Origin of the sequence: Candidatus Chlorobium masyuteum, from assembly GCF_011601315.1 — a bacterium.
In the GTDB taxonomy this organism is placed as follows: domain Bacteria; phylum Bacteroidota; class Chlorobiia; order Chlorobiales; family Chlorobiaceae; genus Chlorobium; species Chlorobium masyuteum.
The window spans coordinates 375,950-394,858 of the sequence record NZ_JAAORA010000002.1; the positions used below are offsets into that span (position 1 = coordinate 375,950).

Below are 18,909 nucleotides of genomic sequence, written 5' to 3' on the forward strand. Positions count from 1 at the left end.
TCAAACTTCCATGATCTCTTTCTCTTTGGCTGTCATGATATCGGTAAGCTGTTTTTCGGATTTGTGCAGCAGCTCATCGGCCTCTTTTTTGCCGCGATTTTTGTCATCTTCGCTGATGGCTTTATCCTTTTCGAGTTTTTCAATCTCATGAATCATGTCGCGGCGGAGATTACGCAGTGACACTTTTGAATCCTCTCCGAATTTTTTGGTGAGCTTTACAAACTCTTTGCGGCGCTCTTCAGTAAGAGGCGGAATGCTTACCCGGATGTTCTGACCATCGGCGGACGGATTGAGGCCGAGGTTTGCGTCACGGATGGCTTTTTCGGTTGCTGAAACCATTGATTTGTCCCAGACCTGAACCATGAGGGTGTGAACATCAAGCACTCCGACATTACCAACCTGTTTGAGCGGCATCTGCTGACCGTAGGCTTCCACCTTGACACGGTCAAGCAGTGCTGTTGTTGCCTTTCCCGTTCTGATTGAAGCGATTTCATGCTGAAACGCCTCAATGGTCTTTTTCATTTTCTGCTCAGTTTTCTGAGCAACATCCCTGACACTCATAACTGTTCCTATGGGTTAGTGCTGATTTGCCGACAGGAGCCCTTTACTTGGCGCCGGCCTGTGCTGCGGTGGATTTTGCGAAGCGTTTGTTGAAACGTTCAACGCGTCCGGCGGTGTCAACAAGGGTCTGCTTGCCGGTATAGAACGGATGGCAGTTATTGCAGATATCAACCTTGATGGTCGGTCTGGTAGAACGGGTCTCAAAGCTGTTGCCGCAGTTTGCACAGTTGACGGTGACGCTTGTATACTTTGGGTGAATATCTTGTTTCATGACTTTCGTTGACTTTATCGTACAATAAATGAAATGGCCTGCCATGTAAAATGGTAAAGGTGCAAATATACAAGAAATCATCTCCAGATACAACCTTTTAATATGAGCGCTACTGCATCAATAATCTATCTGAAGGGTGTCGGCTCAAAAAAGGCTTCAATTCTAAAAGAGATCGGTATCTCGACGGTTGATGATCTCCTGAACTACTTTCCCCGCCGTTATCTCGACCGGAGTGCCATGAAAAGCATCAGGGATCTTGCCGATGGTGAAACGGTGACGGTTGTGGGTACCGTTCTGAAAACACAGCTTGAAGGCGCTCATCCGGGACGGGCGCGCTTCAAGGTCTGGCTTGGTGATGCTACGGGTCAGCTTGAGCTTACCTGGTTCCGGGGAGTGCGCTTTTTCTCCAGAAGCATTGTTTCAGGTGAGGCGCTTGCCGTGCACGGCAAGGTGAGTTATTTCGGACGTCAGGCACAGATGCAGCACCCCGATTATGACCGCCTGACCGCTTCTCCTCATGAGCCGGGAGAGGGGGAGATCAGTGATTTTGATCTCTACCATACCGGCAGGATCATTCCGATCTATCCGACAAGTGATGCCATGAAGCAGGCCGGCCTTACCTCAAAGCAGTTGCGTACCCTTGTTGCCCGAGCGTTTGATGAGTACAGGGTGAAGAGTGAAGAGAATCTCAGCCCGGCTATCCTTTCAGATTATCATCTTTTTCCGCTTCGGGAGGCTTACCGTGAAATTCATTTTCCCTCTTCGCATGAAGCCCTCGAACTTGCCCGTTACCGGATGAAGTGGAATGAACTCTTTTATGCCCAGTTGATGTTTGCCCTGCGTCAGAGCGAGTTGAGAACAAATAAAAGTGCTGCGATTTTTACCCACTCCGGGGTTATGACCGAGCAGCTCTATCGAAGTCTTCCCTACGAGTTGACCGACGGCCAGAAGCAGGCTGTACGTGAAATATATCGCGATCTTAAAACCGGCAGCCCGATGAACCGGCTGTTGCAGGGTGATGTCGGTTCAGGCAAAACCATTGTTGCCATGTTTGCCATGGCGCTGGCCGCCGATAATAACCTGCAGTCGGCATTTATGGCACCTACCGAGATTCTTGCCGTGCAGCACTTTCTCTCGATGAAACGGTTATTTCAGCCGCTCGGCTTGCGGGTTGGACTTCTGACCGGCAAACAGCGAAAAAAAGAGCGTCAGGCACTCCTTGAGGCACTCCGTACAGGAGAGGTGCATATCGCTGTCGGAACTCATGCACTGATTGAAGGGGAGGTGAGCTATGCAGGGCTCGGGCTGGTTATCATTGATGAACAGCACCGCTTCGGAGTGCTTCAGCGTAAAGCTCTGCGTGAAAAGGGTGTCAACCCCCATGTGCTGTTGATGACTGCTACTCCGATTCCCCGAACCCTCAGTATGGGGGTGTTCGGCGATCTTGATGTATCGGTTATCCGCCAGATGCCCGCCGGACGGTGCCCGGTCAGGACATCGCTATGCTATGAAAAAGAGCGTACAAAGGTTTATGATTTTCTCCGCAGAGAGGTAGCGGCAGGACGGCAGGGTTATATTGTCTATCCTCTTGTGGAGGAGTCGGAAAAGATGGATCTGAAAGCTGCGGTTGAGAGTTTTGAGGAGCTTTCATCTTCGGTATTTCCTGATCTCCGTCTGGGATTGATTCACGGTCAATTGACCCCCGACCGTAAAGAGATGGTGATGGATCAGTTCCGCCGGGGTGAACTTGATCTGCTTGTGGGTACAACGGTTATCGAGGTGGGTGTTGATGTTCCGAATTCCACGGTTATGGTTATCGAGCATGCAGAGCGTTTCGGGCTTGCACAACTGCATCAGCTCCGGGGTCGTGTCGGTCGTGGCGAACACAGTTCCTCCTGTTTTCTGATCTGTTCCATGCCGACAGTGGAGGCCCGTGAACGCCTTGAGGCAATGGTATCGACAAATGACGGCTTTATTATTTCAGAAATTGATGCAAGAATTCGGGGGGTTGGCAATGTCCTGGGAAAAGAGCAGTCCGGCACGTTAAGCGGGCTGAGGATTGCTGATCTGACGAGAGATTTTGATATCATGCAGTCGGCCCGCATTGCTGCCTTCAGGGTTATCGCAGAGGATACCCAGTTGAGGGCACCGGAGCATGGCGTTATCCGGGAGCACTACCTCCGTTACTACCAGGACAGGGTTACCTTGGCTGATATCGGATAATTCAAGGGGAAACTGGCAATACGTTATTGTGTTATTGTAAAACTCTATGGAACAGAAAAATGAGCAGCCCGGATCATGCAGCGGTCTGGTTACCGAAGCGACCGGATCAACCTATACGGTAATTGCTGATGATGGAAGAGCGTTCCGGAGCCGCACCTATCCCGGAACGAAGACGGAAAATGAGGAGACCTCTCTTGTGGCTGTCGGTGACCGGGTTGAACTCAAGGTGACCGAGACCGGTACAGAGCAGTTTGAAGCGGTTGTTACATTGGTGAAGCAGCGCCGGAGCGCCCTGACAAGAAAAAGGGATATTCGCCGCAACCGCAGCAAGGAGAAAATTCAGGTCATCGCTGCCAATATTGATCAGCTGGTTGTTGTTGTTTCATCCTTTGATCCGCCCCTCAGCACCCGTCTTGTTGATCGCTATCTGGTGTTTGCAGAGTCCGAGCAGCTTGATGTACTTGTTGTCGTCAACAAGATGGATCTTGCAGACCCCCTGCTTGTTGCAGAATTGATGGCGCCTTACCATAAACTCGGGTACTCTGTTTTTTATACCAGTGTCTGTGAGCAGGGTTCACTCCAGCCGCTCATGGAGGCTCTTGGCGGCAAACTTTCTGCCTTCAGCGGCCATTCGGGAGTCGGAAAATCAACACTGATCAATCTGCTGTTTGGTCAGAAACAGCTCAAAACGCGAAGAACCAACCTGAAGACCGGAAAAGGGGTACACACCACCAGCAATTCGGTGATGCTCCCGCTTCCCGATGGCGGTTATGTGATTGATACTCCTGGAATCCGGGAGTTTAATCTTTCCGACATCACCAGGGAAAATCTGCGGTTTTATTTCAGGGAGTTTCTTGCGTTTATGCCTGATTGCTCGTTCTCTTCGTGTTCGCATACCGGGGAGCCGGGGTGTGGAGTCCAGAGGGCGGTTCATGAAGGAGGCATTGATCCGGCACGTTATGAGAGTTATCTTGCAATATACTACAGCCTGGAGTGACTGAAACCGGTTCAGCTGGTTCCCGTCGCTCCGGATCATCTTGTTTATCGAACAGCACCTTACCCATTTTGAACCCTTACGTTCCATGATCATTACCGTCAATCCCTCTACGGAAGAACCGATTGCCGAATATTCCGTTATGACATCCGCCCGGATTGAAGAAGTCATTACTTCTGCCGACCGGGAGTACCGTTTCTGGAGAAAAGAGTCCCTCTTCAGGCGCAGTGAACTGATGAAGCGGCTGGCAACACTTCTTCGTGTTGAAAAAGAGCGGCATGCAGCACAGATAAGTCTCGAAATGGGCAAGCCGTTTTCACAGGCGGTTGCCGAAGTGCAGAAATCAGCCCTGGTTTGTGACTACTATGCAGAGCATGCCGAGTCGTTTTTAAAGCCGGAACGCAGTGAGCTTGACGGCGGAGCAAAGGGTGTGGTTAAATTTGAGCCGATCGGTCTTGTGCTCGGTATCATGCCCTGGAATTTCCCCTTCTGGCAGGTCTTCCGGTTTGCCGTACCGGCAATCATGGCCGGCAATGGTGTTTTGCTTAAACATGCTCCCAATGTCACCGGTTCAGCGATTGCCATTGAACAGCTTTTCCGTGATGCAGGGTTTCCGGAACATCTCTACCGGGCAGTTCATACAGATCTTGAGGATGTTGACCGTCTGAGCGGTTTCATGATTGACCATCCTTCTGTGCAGGGGGTATCGCTCACCGGAAGCACCGCTGCCGGACGTGCTGTTGCCGCAAAGGCGGGGCGGGCGCTGAAAAGAACTGTTCTTGAGCTTGGCGGCAGTGATCCATATATCGTGCTTGATGATGCCGATTTGAATCGGGCCGTTTCGCTCTGTGCGGCGTCCCGTCTTCTGAACAGTGGTCAAAGCTGTATTTCCGCCAAACGTTTTATTGTGCACTCCAGAGTGTTCAGTGAGTTTGAAAACCTTCTGCTGCAGCGGATGCAATCCTCCGTGACGGGTGATCCTTTCGACCCTGCAGTTGAGGTCGGTCCGCTTGCACGCGCGGATCTTCGCCTTCAGCTTCACCAGCAGGTTCTCCGGACTCTCTCCGGGGGTGCACGGCTGCTCTGCGGCGGAGAACTCCCTTCAGGGCGCGGATTTTTCTATCCGCCGACACTTCTCTCCGGAGTTTGCAAGGGGATGGTGACTTATAGTGAAGAGACATTCGGGCCGGTTGCAACCCTTATTGAAGCTCACGATGATCATGAAGCGGTTCGTATAGCCAATGACACACCCTACGGACTGGGCTCGGCGGTTTTTTCCGCCAGTGCCGACAGGGCGCTTGCGGTTGCTGATCAGCTTGATGCCGGGAACTGCTTTATCAACAGTATGGTGAAATCGGATCCGGCAATGCCTTTCGGGGGTATCAAGGAGTCGGGATACGGTCGTGAGCTCGCCCTGTACGGGATTCGTGAGTTCGTAAACGTAAAAAGCTTCAGCGTGACCGGCGGGTGATTTCAGCGATCAATCAATCAATCACGCTTCTCTCGCAGATATTTGTCAAGAATTGCCTCAAGATCAGAGGTGCGGATCGGTTTGGAGATATAATCATCCATTCCGGAGTTGATGCATTTTTCCCGGTCACCGATCATGGCATTTGCGGTCATGGCCACAATAAGAACATCAGGGGTTTTGCAGAGCAGGCGGTTTGTCCGGATATTTCTTGTTGTTTCATAGCCATCCATCTCCGGCATCTGGCAATCCATCAGCACAAGATCATATGCTTTATCGTGCATTGCCACCAAAGCCTCTTTTCCGCTTGAAGCCAGATCAGGAGATTGTCCCAGTTTACGAAGCATGGAGATGGCAACCTTCTGATTGACCGGGCTGTCTTCAACGAGCAGGATTTTGAATATTCCTGATGCGGGTTTCTCTGTTTGCTCCGTTATGCTGCGAAGTTCATCCGGGGTTTCACTCTCCCTGTTTTCGGAATTGAGCACATCGCTGATGGCATTGAACAGCTCCATACGCCGGACAGGCTTCTGCAGGATTCTGAATACTTTTGATGCGAAATGCTGTTTGATATCGCCGTACTTGAGGGTTGATGCAAGCATGATGATCGGGCATGGGCTCAGCGTGTTCAGTGCATTCAGCAGCAGATCAAATGCATCAGCGTTTTTCTGGATGTTGATATCAAGCAGAATTGCCGTCCATGGTTGCGTGATGTCCCCGGTGTTCCGGTCGCTTTTGATCAATGCAAGGCATGATTCGATACTCTCTGCTGAACGGTATTGGCAGTGCCAGGAATCAAGAAGATCGCCGAGCATAGAAAGCGCATTCTGATTGCTGTTGACAATCAAGATTCGGGCAGTTGCCGTTCCGGTCTGTGGCAGTAAATGTATTTCCGCTGATTTATCCTGCTTTTCAAGCATGATGTCAAAGCTGAAACGTGACCCTTTTCCAGGCTCACTTTCAACGGTAATTCCTCCGCCCATTTTATTGACAAGATAGCTTGAGATGGAGAGACCGAGGCCGGTACCTCCGTATTTTCTTACCGTTGAGCCATCAGCCTGGATAAATGGCTTAAATATGGAACGCATATTTTCAGGCTCTATACCGATACCGGAATCCTTGACCGTGCACCGGATCACGGCATGCGTTGGGGTTTCCTCCGCCTTCATCACGCTTACGACAATATCGCCATGATGGGTGAATTTTATGGCATTGCCAATAAGGTTTACAAGCACCTGCCGGATTCTTACGGTATCGCCTTTAAGGGCAAGCGGTAAATCTCTTCCGGTTACAATGGTTAATTCAAGTCCTTTGGCCTGTGCTTCAAAGCCAAGCATTCCGCAGACATTTTCAAGGAGTTCGAGCAGATCAAAATCAACACTGTCGAGTTCAAGGCAGTTGGCTTCAATCTTGGAGAAATCAAGAATATCGTTAATGATTTCCAGCAGGTTCTGGCCGCTGGTGATAATGGTCTTCACATATTTACGCTGCTCGGAATCAAGCTTTGTGTCAATCAGGAGGTCAGACATGCCGATAACGCCACTCATCGGTGTGCGGATCTCATGACTCATATTGGCCAGAAACTGGCTTTTGGCCGCATTGGCTTCTCGTGCTTCCCTGACTTTCTCTTCAAGTTTTCTGTTGATTTCCTGCAACTCATTTCTTGCCATGTTCGCATCTTCAATGAGGTTGAGCAGTACAGCCCGCTGATTTTCCTTGAAGAGGTTCATATCCTGACCGGGATTCATCTCTTCGCCATGCTCCTCTTTCTGCAAATACTCATAATCGATCATGTAACCCTGCGGCAGGTCATCATGTTTGTGAGGTGATGTTTCGGCAATGTTGCCGGTATATTGCCCGAGCGTACGGCGCAGCCCGGTAATAATGCTTTTAAGCTCCAGTACGCGAAGCTCACGGCCAATCATAACACGGTTAAAGCGTTCGAGATCATTCAGCATTTTTTTAAGCTGATTTTCCATGTGCTTCCGCTCGGTAATATCTGAAAAGAGTATGGTAACGGAGGTGACCTTTCCCTGGATCATGCATGGGCCGAAACGGGATTCGATATCAAGGGTCACTCCGTTCGGAACCGAGAGTTTACATTCAAGAAGTGCCTGCCGGCCGTCAGCAAACACCTTGTTTATGGTCTTATGGTAGTTGTTGCTGTGATCAGCCTCCGTGAGATGTTCACAGAGATGCTCTCCGATCCTCAGAGAGTCCGGGTAACCGGGCAGGCTCCGGTTGATATAGGTTATGCGATGCTCGCTGTCAACGGCAATAATGGTGTCGGGACTGTTGACAAGAACAGAATTGAGCGTGTTCTGGCTTTCACGCAGAGAGGTTAATGCCTCTTCCAGTTTTAACTGCGACAGTCCCAGCTCGTAATTATTATCTTCAAGCTGGCGCTTGATATCTGAAAGTTCAATGGATTTCCTGATCAGCTTGATATTCTGCTCAAGGAGAGTTGCCTGCTTCTGCCGCAGCTCCTGTTCGATACGGTTGCTTCGAAGCGAGGCCGCCTCAAGTTCACTGATCCGCTTTTTCAGATTATGGTATTCTGTCTCTATCATGACCTGTTTTTCGGAAAAAAGTTATAGTGCAGGGCACAACTCTCTATGCTTTTCCAAGCACCCACAGAACAACGGTCTCATTGTGAAATTTTACGGATGAAAGCTGTCTGTTTGTTTTATCAACAGGGCCGATCTCTCCATAGGTATAAAATCCTGCCAGGGGCACATCCAGACCGATGCAATTCCGCACGGCATCAACCTCCTCCTGGATTCGCCGTCCGAGTACCAGTTTTCGTCCAACACAACTGAACATAATAACCGCCAGGGGAGTTGCACCTTCGAGCGACTGCATGGCCTGCTCTGCAGCTTCTCTTGCTCCGTTGATGATATCGCCTCTTGAGGCGGTCGTCAGGGTTACTTCGCTCCCTTCCGGAATGGATGCTGCGAGCGAAATCGTCCCTTTATCATGATCGACGGATAATCCGCATCGCAATTGAAAGAGGTGATCACTGTTGCCGGTGGTGGTATTGTCAATGATACCGAACGGGTATTCAAGACAAACGGCAGGCAGTCTTGCCGCCCGCTCTTCACCCAGAAAATCCTTGTAGAGTTCAAGAGCATTGGTGTGTTCGAACTCTTTGACGACATTACCCTCAGATGAGGTGCACATAAAGCTGTTGCCTATCGAGGTGAAGCCGCTTCGCACACCGATGCCTGTTCTGAACCGGTTGTTTCCGATTACCATCAGTCCGGCGATGGCATCCTTGTAGACCATTCCATTATAGTACTGATAGGTGCTTTCAAATCTTTCATCATCGCCAAGGTAGCCGCCGGTAATCTCAAAATCCTTTCCTAAAACTGACTGCAGGCCATCAAGAACCTTATGGCCGTCACCCCCCATACCATTAGGAAAAATAAGCAGGGATGCATTGGAAGGCAGCGGGACCTTGTTGAGAATATCGCGGACCATCTCTATACTGCATGCCGCTTCATCAGCACTCATGTTATGGCCAATACCGGTAACAAATTCAAGATCATCATTACCGAACGCCATGATAACGACTGATCCCGTTGAAAAGCCATTTGTTGAAATTTCACCGGCAGTTGTTCCTCCAACCATCGGGAGATCTCCTGTAACAGAAGAGATGCCCGCCAGAAGTTCACGATGATCAAACCGCATGGCGCCGAGTACTATAAGCACCTTGGCACTTCTGTCGAGTTTTTCTATAGCCTGAAGTGCAGCTTCTTTTCCCGCAGAAAAGGAGTCGGCATGGGAACTGAACCCAACGCCTACATAATGGTTTGACATAGTAACCTGCCCCCTGTCGTTCACTGTTATAGGTGATTGACCCGGATAGAGCCAATGGTTGTTCAGCTGTTGCTGTCAGGAAAATTTCGGGAGTTACTGCTCGTCAGCATTGCGCCGTGAGTTTACCGGTAGCCTCAAAAAAGGAGAATATCTACACTTAGGTTAACACTTTTTTTCGGTAAAACCGAACGCCTCGCGGTTACTGTACCGGGAGTTGGCCGCCATCGGCGAGGGTGCATATGATTCGTATTCGTTGTCGGGGGGCACCGGAAGAGAGGCTTTTCAGGCAACCATAAAAAGCCTCAGTATAACCTGAAGCTTTTTATGGTATAAAATGTCATGCTCTCGCTTACAGTGATACAGCGAAATCGGAGAGGTAGGTTTTTATTGACTGGTGTTTTCCAAGGGAAAGCTTTTTGTGCATTCTGTAGCGGATGCTTTCCATGCCTCTGGTCGTTATACCGACAGAACGGGCAATCTCCCTTGTGTCGTAGTTAAGTTTTACCAACAGGCTTATTCTCAGTTCACGCTGGTTGAGGTTGGGATGTTTTTTCTGAAGCCTGGATAAAAAGAAAGAGTCTGATTCGGTCAGTTCGATGTTCAGGCGTTTTTCAATTGTTTCAGTCTCGATCAGGCTCAGGCAAGAGTCGGTCATCTCTCTTTTGATATTGGTATCTATTTCAAGAGCGTATATCTGGTCGAGCAGATTACGAAGGGCTGTGGTTTTTTCGGCGATTGCGGTCGAGACTCTTGTGAGCTCCATATCCTGTGTGGCAATCCGGGTTTTAAGCTCTGCGATCTCTTTTTCGAATTCGAGAGTGGACTTTTTGTTCAGTTCTGCATGGGTAGTCATTGTAATACTTATCTGGTTTTTTTCGATGTTCGACTTGATCTGTAACGATAACGCTAAGAGACTCAAATCCAGGACCCAACCGGCTGCGTCTTCATTATTTTACTGCCGTTCGCTTTGACGTGTTGGTGAGTGTAATATGTGTAATAAATTCATTAAAACGAACATATTTTACTCTTTTTTTTAAGAAGTACTCTTTTTTATAAGATATTCACGCCATTAACTATCACTTTATCCGGTATTTCAGTGAGAGCCGCACTGGAGGCTATACGCCACTGATCGTCAATGATCAGTGGATGTTATGGTGCTGTAATCTCAAGAAGACAGTTCTTGATTGACTGGTGTTTTTTGATGCCCAGTTTTTTATGCATGCGGTAACGGATACTTTCAGCACCACGTTTAGATATGCCGAGTGTACGGGCAATCTGCGTGTTGTTGTAATTCATTTTTACCAGCAGTGCGAGCCTCAGTTCCCGATGATTCAGGCCAGGGTATTTTTTCTGAAGTTGCAGAAGAAATTCTGAATCGTTTACGTCAATCGGCGGATTGATGTAACGTGTTTCAACTGTTTCCGCTGCCATCAGCGCCCTGCAATACGTTAACATCTTTTGTTTTACTTCAGGGTCAATGTCAAGTATATGAATGGTGCTGCACAGCTTCTCGGCCACCGTACTGTTTTTATTGACAGCAGCTGATATCCTGTTGAGCTCAATTTCCTGAACGGCAATTTTCCCTTTCAGGGAGCTCTTTTCCTGATCGAGATTACAGATCGTTTGTCTGTTCAGTTCGATCTCTGCGTTCAGCCGGATATTTGTTTTGGATAGTTGTTCTTCATATTCGGTTTTCAACTGTTCCATCTGCAGCTGATGTTCTTTGTTGAGGGCATGCAGATCACTCTGCAGGCTTTTAATTGCCCTGAAAAAAGGATGAAGGATGTTTTCAGCAGGCGGTATATTGATCTGCTGGTTTGTCATCTGCAGGAGACTCATACGGGCAGTAACGGCGAGAAACTCGTTTTTGAGCAGTTCATAGCTTTTGTCCTTACTGTTTTCCTGGGAGGAAGGGAAGGGCTTTCCTGATTTGAATGAGAGTACGGTCTCTATGGCTTCTCTATAGTTTTCAGCACAGAGAAGCCTGGTTTTTTCAGAAGAAAGAGACTGGAAGGTTTCCATCTCAATAGCGATATCGGGATGTATGTTGTAGAGTACGGCAAGCCGGATATTGCGGCCCCAATTGTAGATGAAGTTGAGCATATCTTTTTTGTACCGGTATGCTATGGCTCTTACATTTTCAAAGTCCGCGATGATATAGAGGGGTTTATCGGTCAGCTCAAGATCAGTGAGCACATCCTGAAACCGATTGATTTTAATGCCGGCAAGAGTAATATCCCTGTTCGCCTGGTGTGACATCAGTACGATGTCGTGTCCGATGCACTTGAATATGGTGTTATAGCCATCTTCACTATGCGGAGAGATCCATTCAGGTTTTTCCTGTACGGGCAATTTTGATACCGGGCATTTTTTCATGTTTCAGTCCAAAACGCTTGTTATCAAAACTCCCCCTGAGGCTTTTTCGTACCGGTGATCTGCGCGCTGTTTGATAAAGATAGCAACAGTTTCATGTTGATATCGTTGAGCGGATCGCTTCATGAGCAGTGCCGGTATTTCCTTTTTTTGCAAGATATTGTATTCATACTTGCATGTGATTTTACCTGCAGGAGAGTGATTGTTCTTATTATTGCATTAAATCATCTTGTCTGAATAATAAAACGAAAATATTATTAATAAAATCAGGGTTGTATTTATCTGCTATGAAAACATCTGCCGTTCTCCAATGGCGGAAGGTGTTTTTTGTGATCTGCTTGTTCGACATGATCTCCGGCACTTTTTTTCAGTCAGTTCCGCTGGTACGGTCAGTTACCAGGAGGGTTCACCGCCTGATGATCGTGCCATAGCGGTGCTTCAGCCGCTTGGGATTGATATCTCTTCAGTGCGGGCCCGTGGTGTCCGGGAGCTTGATCTGCATGAGTATGACTGGATATTTACCATGGATCACGAGAATTATGAGGAGATCCTCACATTTTTTCCGTCTCACGAGCAGCCCCGTATACACAGGGTTCTGGAGTTTGTTGAGGGCCGTTCCGGTGACGAGGTTGCAGACCCCTATTACGGAGCGTTCAGGGAGTTTGAAGGTGTCGCAGAGGAGCTCTCTCTCGCATGTGAACAGATTCTTGAGCGGATGTTCGAGCAATACCCGTATCTTGCACAGCATTCCGGGAGGAGTTGAATTTCAGATGTTTTTTTTATGTACTCAGGATGACAAACCGTTCCCGTTACCTTTTTATTTTCAATCCCGCGGCTGACAAGGGCCGGGCCTCCCGAAAGTCAGAATGGCTTGAAGCCCTTGTGACTGCAAGTCAGGAGTCCGTTTTGGTCAGGACCACTCATGCAGGCCATGCAGGAGTGATTGCCCGGGCCGAACACCGTCAGAGTACCAGCATCATTTCCTGCGGTGGTGACGGTACGCTTCATGAAGTAGTCAATGCTGTTGCCGGCGAAGGGTGTACGGTCGGGGTATTGCCCTTCGGCTCGGGTAATGATTTTATCAAAACCCTGAATCCTGACAGGAGGCAGCGGCGTGGTATCAGCCATTTTTTTGATTCCGTTAGCCGGGAGGTTGATCTCGGCAGAGTGGCATTCGCAAATTCTGATAACCGTTTTTTCATCAACTCCCTCGGTATCGGTTTTACCGGCAGGGTTGCCAAAAGTGTCAAGGGTGCGCCCTGGCTGAAAGGAGAGCTTGCCTACCTCTATGCGCTTTTGACAGTGCTTGCAGGCTATTCGGCACCGAAAATGAAGATTTCCATCACGCTTGAAAACTCTGTTCTGGAGCTTGATGAGCCGGTTTTTGCTTTTTCGGTTTCGAATGGTAAAGTTGAGGGCGGGAAGTTCCGGATTGCACCTCATGCCGAAATCACGGATGGTTTGCTGGATGTGTGTATTCTCAGGGGGATCACGAAACTCGAGTTTTTCCCCTACGTGTTCAAATACCTCAACGGAACACAGATCAACGATCCTAAAGTGATTTACTGCAAGGCGAAAGCTGTTGACGTCACCCTGACGGAACCCGATGTCATGCATATGGACGGGGAGGTCTATGATGACATTCATGGCAGGGTTGCCATATCGGTCCTACCAAATGGCATTACGATGCTCTGTGACCTTTTAGAGGACTCTGAGCCAAAAAAAGCGTAACGTCTTGCGTTCCTTCCGACAGCTTCCGATGCGCTCAAATTGCAAAACTTTCTCTATTTGTCGTACCTTAGTCAATAGCCTCATTTTTGGCTTTCTGTTTACTTTACGGTTTGTTGGATTTACCTTTACCATCAGCAGCCGTTTTTTCTTTCTCGAATTTTTGCCGCGTTTTTGTCACAGTTTTGTTACCTGCACACCATCGAGTAACACGAGCTGCTGTAAATATCCTGACGGTAAATAGTAAAATACGCCCTTTGCAGAATGCAGGTTATCATTTTTGAAGACACCAGGGTTCATGAACTGAAGCCGCTTGTCAATCTCAAGCCGGTTTACGGCCTCCATACCGGTTTCCGCTCTCTTCGCGAAAAGTTTGAGCACTTCACCCGGGGTGAGGTGACGCTTGGCTGGCATCTTCGCCGCTATCTTGCCCCGTTCTATGCTGAACAGCACCCCGAATGTGTTATCAACAGAGTCGTCGAGGATGATCTGCTGCTGGTCAATGGCCGGCTGGTTTGTGAGGAGACAGCTGCCGGGATAGTTATTGATGGTGCCCTTGAACCGGGCAGGGGTTATATGCAGGGCAGTGATCTGCTTTTTGCCAGAGTGCCGAGGAGTCTCATTACCGATGAATCCGGTATGATGCCGGACCTCCTTGATACCCGCAGGATTGCTGCAGAGCTTGTTACGGAGGCGGTTACGGGGTTCAGGCTGATCAGCAACATCTGGGATGTCATCGCCTATCACACCGATGAACTGCAGCGGGACGCCGCAACACTGGAACTCGGTCGTATTGAAGGCGATGTTCACCCGGCGGCCGCTATTGTTAACCGTTCGAATATCTATGTTGGTCCCGGTGCGGTTGTACGCGCCGGTGCGGTGCTTGATGCCGATGAGGGTTTTGTTGCCATCGGTGCCGGTGCGGTTGTGGATCCGCAGGCCGTGCTGATGCAGAACGTTTTTCTGTCGCCCTGGTCACGGGCTAAAATCGGGGCTAAAATATACAGCAATGTTTTTATCGGGACCGCCTCCCGAATCGGCGGAGAGGTTGAAGACTCCATTATCGAGCCGTTTGCCAACAAACAGCACGATGGTTTTCTCGGTCACTCCTATATCTCATCATGGTGCAACCTCGGGGCGGGTACCAATACAAGCGATCTTAAAAATAACTACAGCCGGATCACCCTTATGCTCAATGGCCGCGAACAGATGACCGGCATGCAGTTTCTCGGACTGTTGATGGGGGATCACTGCAAAAGCTCCATCAACTCCATGTTCAACACCGGAACCGTTGTCGGAACCGGGGCAAATGTTTTTGATGGAGGGTTTCCCCCGAAAGAGGTGCCCTCTTTTTCCTGGGGAGGTCACGGCGGATTTGTGCCCTATGAGATTGAGCGGGCTGTTCAGACGGCAAGAAAGGTTATGGAGCGCAGGCAGGTTGTGATGAGCAGCGCCTATGAGGCCATGTTCCGTTTTGTCGCCGGAACGGAACGTACACTTCAGCTATTTGTATAACGTTTAAGCGGATATCCATGATTCTTGTTGTTGACAACTATGATTCATTTACCTATAACCTTGTTCAGTATATCGGAGAGTCCGGTGAAACGGTTGAGGTCTATCGCAATGATGAGCTCTCTGTCGAGGAAATTATAGCAAGATCTCCGGCCAAAATTGTGATCTCTCCCGGACCGGGCACTCCTGATGACGCCGGCGTTTCAGTGCCTCTGATTCACGAAGTGAAGGGTCGCATTCCTCTCCTCGGAGTATGCCTCGGTCACCAGTCAATCGGTGCAGCGCTTGGCGGAAAGGTGGTGCGTGCTGCCAGTATCATGCATGGCAAGACCTCTCTGGTCTATCATGACAACCGGGGGATTTTTGCCGGGGTTGACAATCCTTTCGTTGCTACCAGGTACCACTCGCTTATTGTTGAACGGGAGACTCTTCCTGCTACCCTTGCCATCCGGGCCTGGACGGAGGACGGGGTTATTATGGGAATGGATTCGGAGGAGTTTCTCCTCTATGGTGTCCAGTTTCACCCCGAATCGATCATGACTGCCGAAGGGAAAAAGATCATCAGAAATTTTCTTGAACTGTAGTATCCGGCTGAAAGGAGTTGAAGCGTATGGCAGGTGCACCAGGTTCTTCAGAGGATGAAGGAAAAAAACGCGGGCTCTCTGTATCGAAACGTCCGGGGTTTACCCGTGAAAGTGATTTCATGGTTGACGGCTGGCGGGTCTTCAAAATTATGGCGGAATTTGTCAGCGGTTTTGAGACGATGTCCGATGCCGGTCCGGCTGTAACTGTTTTCGGCTCTACGAGAGTGGCTGAAGGCAGCCCTGAGTACCTCCTGGCCGAGAAGCTCGGAACACTGCTTGCCGCCGAAGGGTTTGCGGTGATTACCGGCGGAGGACCGGGGGTTATGGAGGCCGCAAACAGGGGCGCGCAGAGTGCCGGAGGTGTATCTATCGGTTTCAATATCAAGCTCCCCAACCAGCAGAATCCCAACCGCTATATCGATCAGGATAAACTGGTCAGCTTTCAATATTTTTTTGTCCGGAAAGTGATGTTTCTGAAATATGCGCAGGCGTTCATAGCCCTGCCCGGTGGTTTTGGAACGCTCGATGAAGTATCTGAAGCCATAACACTGATTCAGACCGGCAAAAGCGAACGGTTTCCGGTCATTCTGATGGGGAAGAGCTACTGGGATGGTTTTTACCGCTGGATCAAGGAGACCATGCTGCAGGAGAAGGGCTATATAAGCGAAGAGGATCTTGGATTTATCTATCTTGAAGAGAGTCCGGAAGCGGTGGTGGAGATCATCAAAGGGTTTTATCCTGATGGGTATGCGCTTAATTTTTAGTTCCGGGTTCAAGCTTATCAGTACGATGAGTCAAGCCAGCTCACCACGGCAAGGCTCTCTTTCGTGCTTAATGCTTTTTCCGGTTTCAGGGAGTAGTAGAGGTTTTGATGATTCCGGCCATTTGAGAGGACACTGATAATTTTTCTTTTCAGCCTGCCGGTTTCTTCAATTTTATTATTGTTCCAGAGTGAAAAATTCAGAACATTGCGTCCGGAGTTGACGCTGCCGGATATAAGCCAGGAGGCTGGTGCGATATAGGCAAGAGCCGGCCACGTGGTTTCGTTGGAGTGGCAGTCATAACAGCCCTTTTTCAGAGAGTTTTTTATTGCGGATGGAGCCTGAAGATCGCTGTGTACAGGAGGGTTGATGCGTCGTAACGGTATGAATTGTATTATCATGAGCAAAAGAACAGTCCAGCTGGCGATGGTTTTTATGGAGTCATTCATAGTTGAAAGCCGGTAAGCTGTTTCTCTGATTTCTTTTAATTTTCAAGATTTTTTATCGTGATATTTCCCTGTGAAAAAGCTGTCTGGTACCATCTTCCGCAGATCAGGGCCGACCTTGCCATTGAGCTGGTGAAAAGCGGCATGACCCAGTCCCAGGCGGCCAAAAAACTTGGCGTGACTCCTGCTGCTGTTTCTCAGTATATCCATAAAAAACGGGGGCAGCAATCACAAAAAAGCAGGCCCTACCGTCAGGAGATCAAGGCTGCAGTGAACAGAATCTGTGAAGAGGCCGCCAATGAAGAGCTTCAGGTCATGGTTTGCAAATGCTGTCACATCCTGCAGAAAGAGGATCAGACGGAGGTGTGAGCCGCTTTTGTTTTATGAACAGCGCTAATGGTTGTCATGCACGGTTTGAGAGCGCGGCGGACGGAGTCCCGACGTGTCGGGATAGTTCATTTGCGTGAAGCTCTGTCTACAGTTCAACAATAATGTGTGACTCTGTTGAGTGCCCGCTCAGCAGATTTTTCAGGGTATCAATCAATTCTGTACCGTATTTATTCAGATAGTAGAAAATATTGATCAACCGCTCCTGGGGTACTCCTTCCGGAAAGAGCGATGTTTCGGCTTTCAGGATCTGCTCAAGCAGCTCCTCGTGCTTTCTTCGGCTTGCCTTCCAGGCTTTCTGTTCAATGACTTCGACAATTTTTTCTGACTGAACGGTTGATGCCGCAAGAAGCGGTTCAAGGGTCGGATCAATCTTGGAGAGTATTGGCCTGAGGGCGGCAAATGTCCGGCGAATCTCCTCTTTGCTCTGTTCAAACAGGGCGTCAAGCTGAGGATTTTCAGCTATACCAACCGCATTTTTTTTAAGCTGTTGCAGGTCGCTGAAGACGGCATTGTATATCTGTTTTCGTGAGAATCCGGGTTTGCCGGTTACCTGAAGCAGCTTGTCCATAATGCGGCTGATTTTCGGCTCAACAAGCGTGAAGCTGCCTCTCGGAATGATAAACGGCATGCTGATACCGAAGTGCTCGTAATTTTTACGGTACTGTGCCAGATAGCTTATCTCTCCGGGGCCTGCAATGGTTGCAAATGTCGGCAGAACATAGTCCTGGACAATCGGCCGGAGAACAACATTGGGGCTGAACAGTTCCGGATGGTCCTGACAGAGCTCAAGGATCTGGTGTTTTGAGTAGCGCTGTCTGTCGGGGGTAATCGAGAAGGAGTCGTCTGAGCCATGCTCGATTTTCTGACGCTGTCCGTGTGTGTTAAGAAAATAGAGGTTGACGCTTCTTGGTTTTGTCTGGGCTGCATAGCCGAGATTTTCAAGTCGGGAACTCTGGGCAACAACATTATAGGATGATGCCGGCGCCGTTGAGAGCTCTTTCAGGAAGATATCGGCGGAGAGCCTTTTGAAATCGGGATCCTGGGTGGAAAGCAGTATCAGGGGGTGATCGCTGAAGAGTCGCATCATGGTGGATGCAAAGCTCATCTCAAAGGTATTGCCCGGATAATAGCACTCCGTAAGGATTTTTGTGACACGCTCCTTGTGTGTGGAGTCCGGCAGGAGCCGGAGAAACTCCTCGACGGTGTGGCTGATATCCTCTCCAAAAGAGCTGTTGGCCACCATCTGGTCCGCCATCCGGCGCCAGGGCTCCTGGCGGAAATGAGTCACCCTGTTTTCCGAGAAAAGCGCGGTATGGGCAGACTCTTCGTAGTCATGGTCTTCACCTTCGAGCCAGAAGATCGGTACAAAGTCATATTCGGGAAAGAGTACCTTCTGGCGTTCGGCAAACACAATGGCAGTGAGGGCTTTGTAGATGGTATAGAGCGGTCCGGTAAAAAGTCCGAGCTGCTGACCGGTTACAATGGCCATACATCGCGGCGAGCGGAGCTTTTCGATCTCCCTGAGGTGAAGCTCATTGCAGCCGAAGCGGGTATTCTGTCGCGAAAGCATGGCGGCAAGGGTATCACGGTCAAACCTTCTCGACCCGAGCATGCCGAGCTGACGGTAGTAGTCCGACTCCTTCTGGTAGTCAAGGTGAAAACAGTCGGCAATCAGGGCCGCACGTTCAGGACCCTCTGAGGTATAGTCGCGGAAAAGCTTTGAAAATCCCTTTTTGGGTGTCAGGATATGGCGGTAGTCGAGAAGAAAGGTGTTCACGT

The 18,909-nt window shown here is 49.3% G+C and carries 16 protein-coding genes and 1 pseudogene; 9 read left to right on the top strand and 8 right to left on the bottom strand.

What is annotated here, in order from left to right:
* Together frr and rpmE are read right to left on the bottom strand one after the other, a co-directional pair.
* On the bottom strand, window positions 1-561 hold the full coding sequence (gene frr, locus G9409_RS05365; protein WP_166807783.1) for a ribosome recycling factor: 561 nt from the start codon (window positions 559-561) through the stop codon (window positions 1-3).
* A gap of 43 nt (window positions 562-604) precedes the next feature.
* A complete protein-coding gene (gene rpmE / locus G9409_RS05370) occupies window positions 605-832 on the bottom strand; it encodes a 50S ribosomal protein L31 (RefSeq protein ID WP_166807784.1) in 228 nt (75 codons plus the stop codon).
* A gap of 102 nt (window positions 833-934) precedes the next feature.
* Here rpmE and recG point away from each other — a divergent pair, with 102 nt between their 5' ends.
* From recG to G9409_RS05385, 3 genes are all read left to right on the top strand, one after another.
* On the top strand, window positions 935-3,055 hold the full coding sequence (gene recG, locus G9409_RS05375; protein WP_166807785.1) for an ATP-dependent DNA helicase RecG: 2,121 nt from the start codon (window positions 935-937) through the stop codon (window positions 3,053-3,055).
* Window positions 3,056-3,101: 46 nt separating this feature from the next.
* Complete coding sequence (gene rsgA, locus G9409_RS05380; protein ID WP_166807786.1) at window positions 3,102-4,052, top strand: ribosome small subunit-dependent GTPase A; 951 nt, start codon at window positions 3,102-3,104, stop codon at window positions 4,050-4,052.
* Between the two features lie 85 nt (window positions 4,053-4,137).
* Entirely contained in the window at window positions 4,138-5,520 is a 1,383-nt protein-coding gene (locus tag G9409_RS05385) for an NAD-dependent succinate-semialdehyde dehydrogenase (RefSeq protein ID WP_166808033.1), read from the top strand.
* Window positions 5,521-5,537: 17 nt separating this feature from the next.
* Here the strand turns inward: G9409_RS05385 and G9409_RS05390 are convergent, their stop codons facing one another.
* The 4 genes and pseudogenes from G9409_RS05390 to G9409_RS05405 form a co-directional block, all read right to left on the bottom strand.
* A complete protein-coding gene (locus G9409_RS05390; protein WP_166807787.1) occupies window positions 5,538-8,087 on the bottom strand; it encodes a PAS domain-containing hybrid sensor histidine kinase/response regulator in 2,550 nt (849 codons plus the stop codon).
* A gap of 43 nt (window positions 8,088-8,130) precedes the next feature.
* A complete protein-coding gene (locus G9409_RS05395; RefSeq protein ID WP_166807788.1) occupies window positions 8,131-9,336 on the bottom strand; it encodes an FIST signal transduction protein in 1,206 nt (401 codons plus the stop codon).
* A gap of 349 nt (window positions 9,337-9,685) precedes the next feature.
* Window positions 9,686-10,177: pseudogene (locus tag G9409_RS05400) on the bottom strand (helix-turn-helix transcriptional regulator); the annotation flags it as partial.
* Between the two features lie 308 nt (window positions 10,178-10,485).
* Entirely contained in the window at window positions 10,486-11,712 is a 1,227-nt protein-coding gene (locus tag G9409_RS05405) for a helix-turn-helix transcriptional regulator (protein WP_166807789.1), read from the bottom strand.
* A gap of 277 nt (window positions 11,713-11,989) precedes the next feature.
* On the opposite strand from G9409_RS05405, the gene G9409_RS05410 reads away from it, so the two are divergent.
* From G9409_RS05410 to G9409_RS05430, 5 genes are all read left to right on the top strand, one after another.
* Complete coding sequence (locus tag G9409_RS05410) at window positions 11,990-12,472, top strand: low molecular weight protein-tyrosine-phosphatase (RefSeq protein ID WP_328700120.1); 483 nt, start codon at window positions 11,990-11,992, stop codon at window positions 12,470-12,472.
* Window positions 12,473-12,501: 29 nt separating this feature from the next.
* Window positions 12,502-13,440 carry a diacylglycerol/lipid kinase family protein gene (locus tag G9409_RS05415; RefSeq protein WP_166807790.1) on the top strand — a complete coding sequence of 313 codons (939 nt, stop codon included), beginning with the start codon at window positions 12,502-12,504 and terminating at the stop codon, window positions 13,438-13,440.
* Between the two features lie 261 nt (window positions 13,441-13,701).
* Window positions 13,702-14,952, top strand: a complete 1,251-nt coding sequence (locus G9409_RS05420; RefSeq protein ID WP_166807791.1) for a GlmU family protein — start codon at window positions 13,702-13,704, stop codon at window positions 14,950-14,952.
* Window positions 14,953-14,969: 17 nt separating this feature from the next.
* Window positions 14,970-15,533, top strand: coding sequence for an aminodeoxychorismate/anthranilate synthase component II (locus G9409_RS05425; protein WP_166807792.1), 564 nt, complete (start codon window positions 14,970-14,972; stop codon window positions 15,531-15,533).
* 26 nt (window positions 15,534-15,559) lie between these two features.
* Window positions 15,560-16,297 (top strand): LOG family protein, encoded by a 738-nt coding sequence (locus G9409_RS05430; RefSeq protein ID WP_006365346.1) that lies wholly within the window; start codon window positions 15,560-15,562, stop codon window positions 16,295-16,297.
* 17 nt (window positions 16,298-16,314) lie between these two features.
* Here the strand turns inward: G9409_RS05430 and G9409_RS05435 are convergent, their stop codons facing one another.
* Window positions 16,315-16,743 carry a heme-binding domain-containing protein gene (locus G9409_RS05435; RefSeq protein WP_166807793.1) on the bottom strand — a complete coding sequence of 143 codons (429 nt, stop codon included), beginning with the start codon at window positions 16,741-16,743 and terminating at the stop codon, window positions 16,315-16,317.
* Window positions 16,744-16,800: 57 nt separating this feature from the next.
* Here G9409_RS05435 and G9409_RS05440 point away from each other — a divergent pair, with 57 nt between their 5' ends.
* On the top strand, window positions 16,801-17,109 hold the full coding sequence (locus G9409_RS05440) for a transcriptional regulator (protein ID WP_166807794.1): 309 nt from the start codon (window positions 16,801-16,803) through the stop codon (window positions 17,107-17,109).
* A 106-nt stretch (window positions 17,110-17,215) separates the two neighbouring features.
* Here the strand turns inward: G9409_RS05440 and bshC are convergent, their stop codons facing one another.
* A complete protein-coding gene (gene bshC, locus G9409_RS05445) occupies window positions 17,216-18,907 on the bottom strand; it encodes a bacillithiol biosynthesis cysteine-adding enzyme BshC (protein WP_166807795.1) in 1,692 nt (563 codons plus the stop codon).
* Window positions 18,908-18,909: the final 2 nt, after the last annotated feature.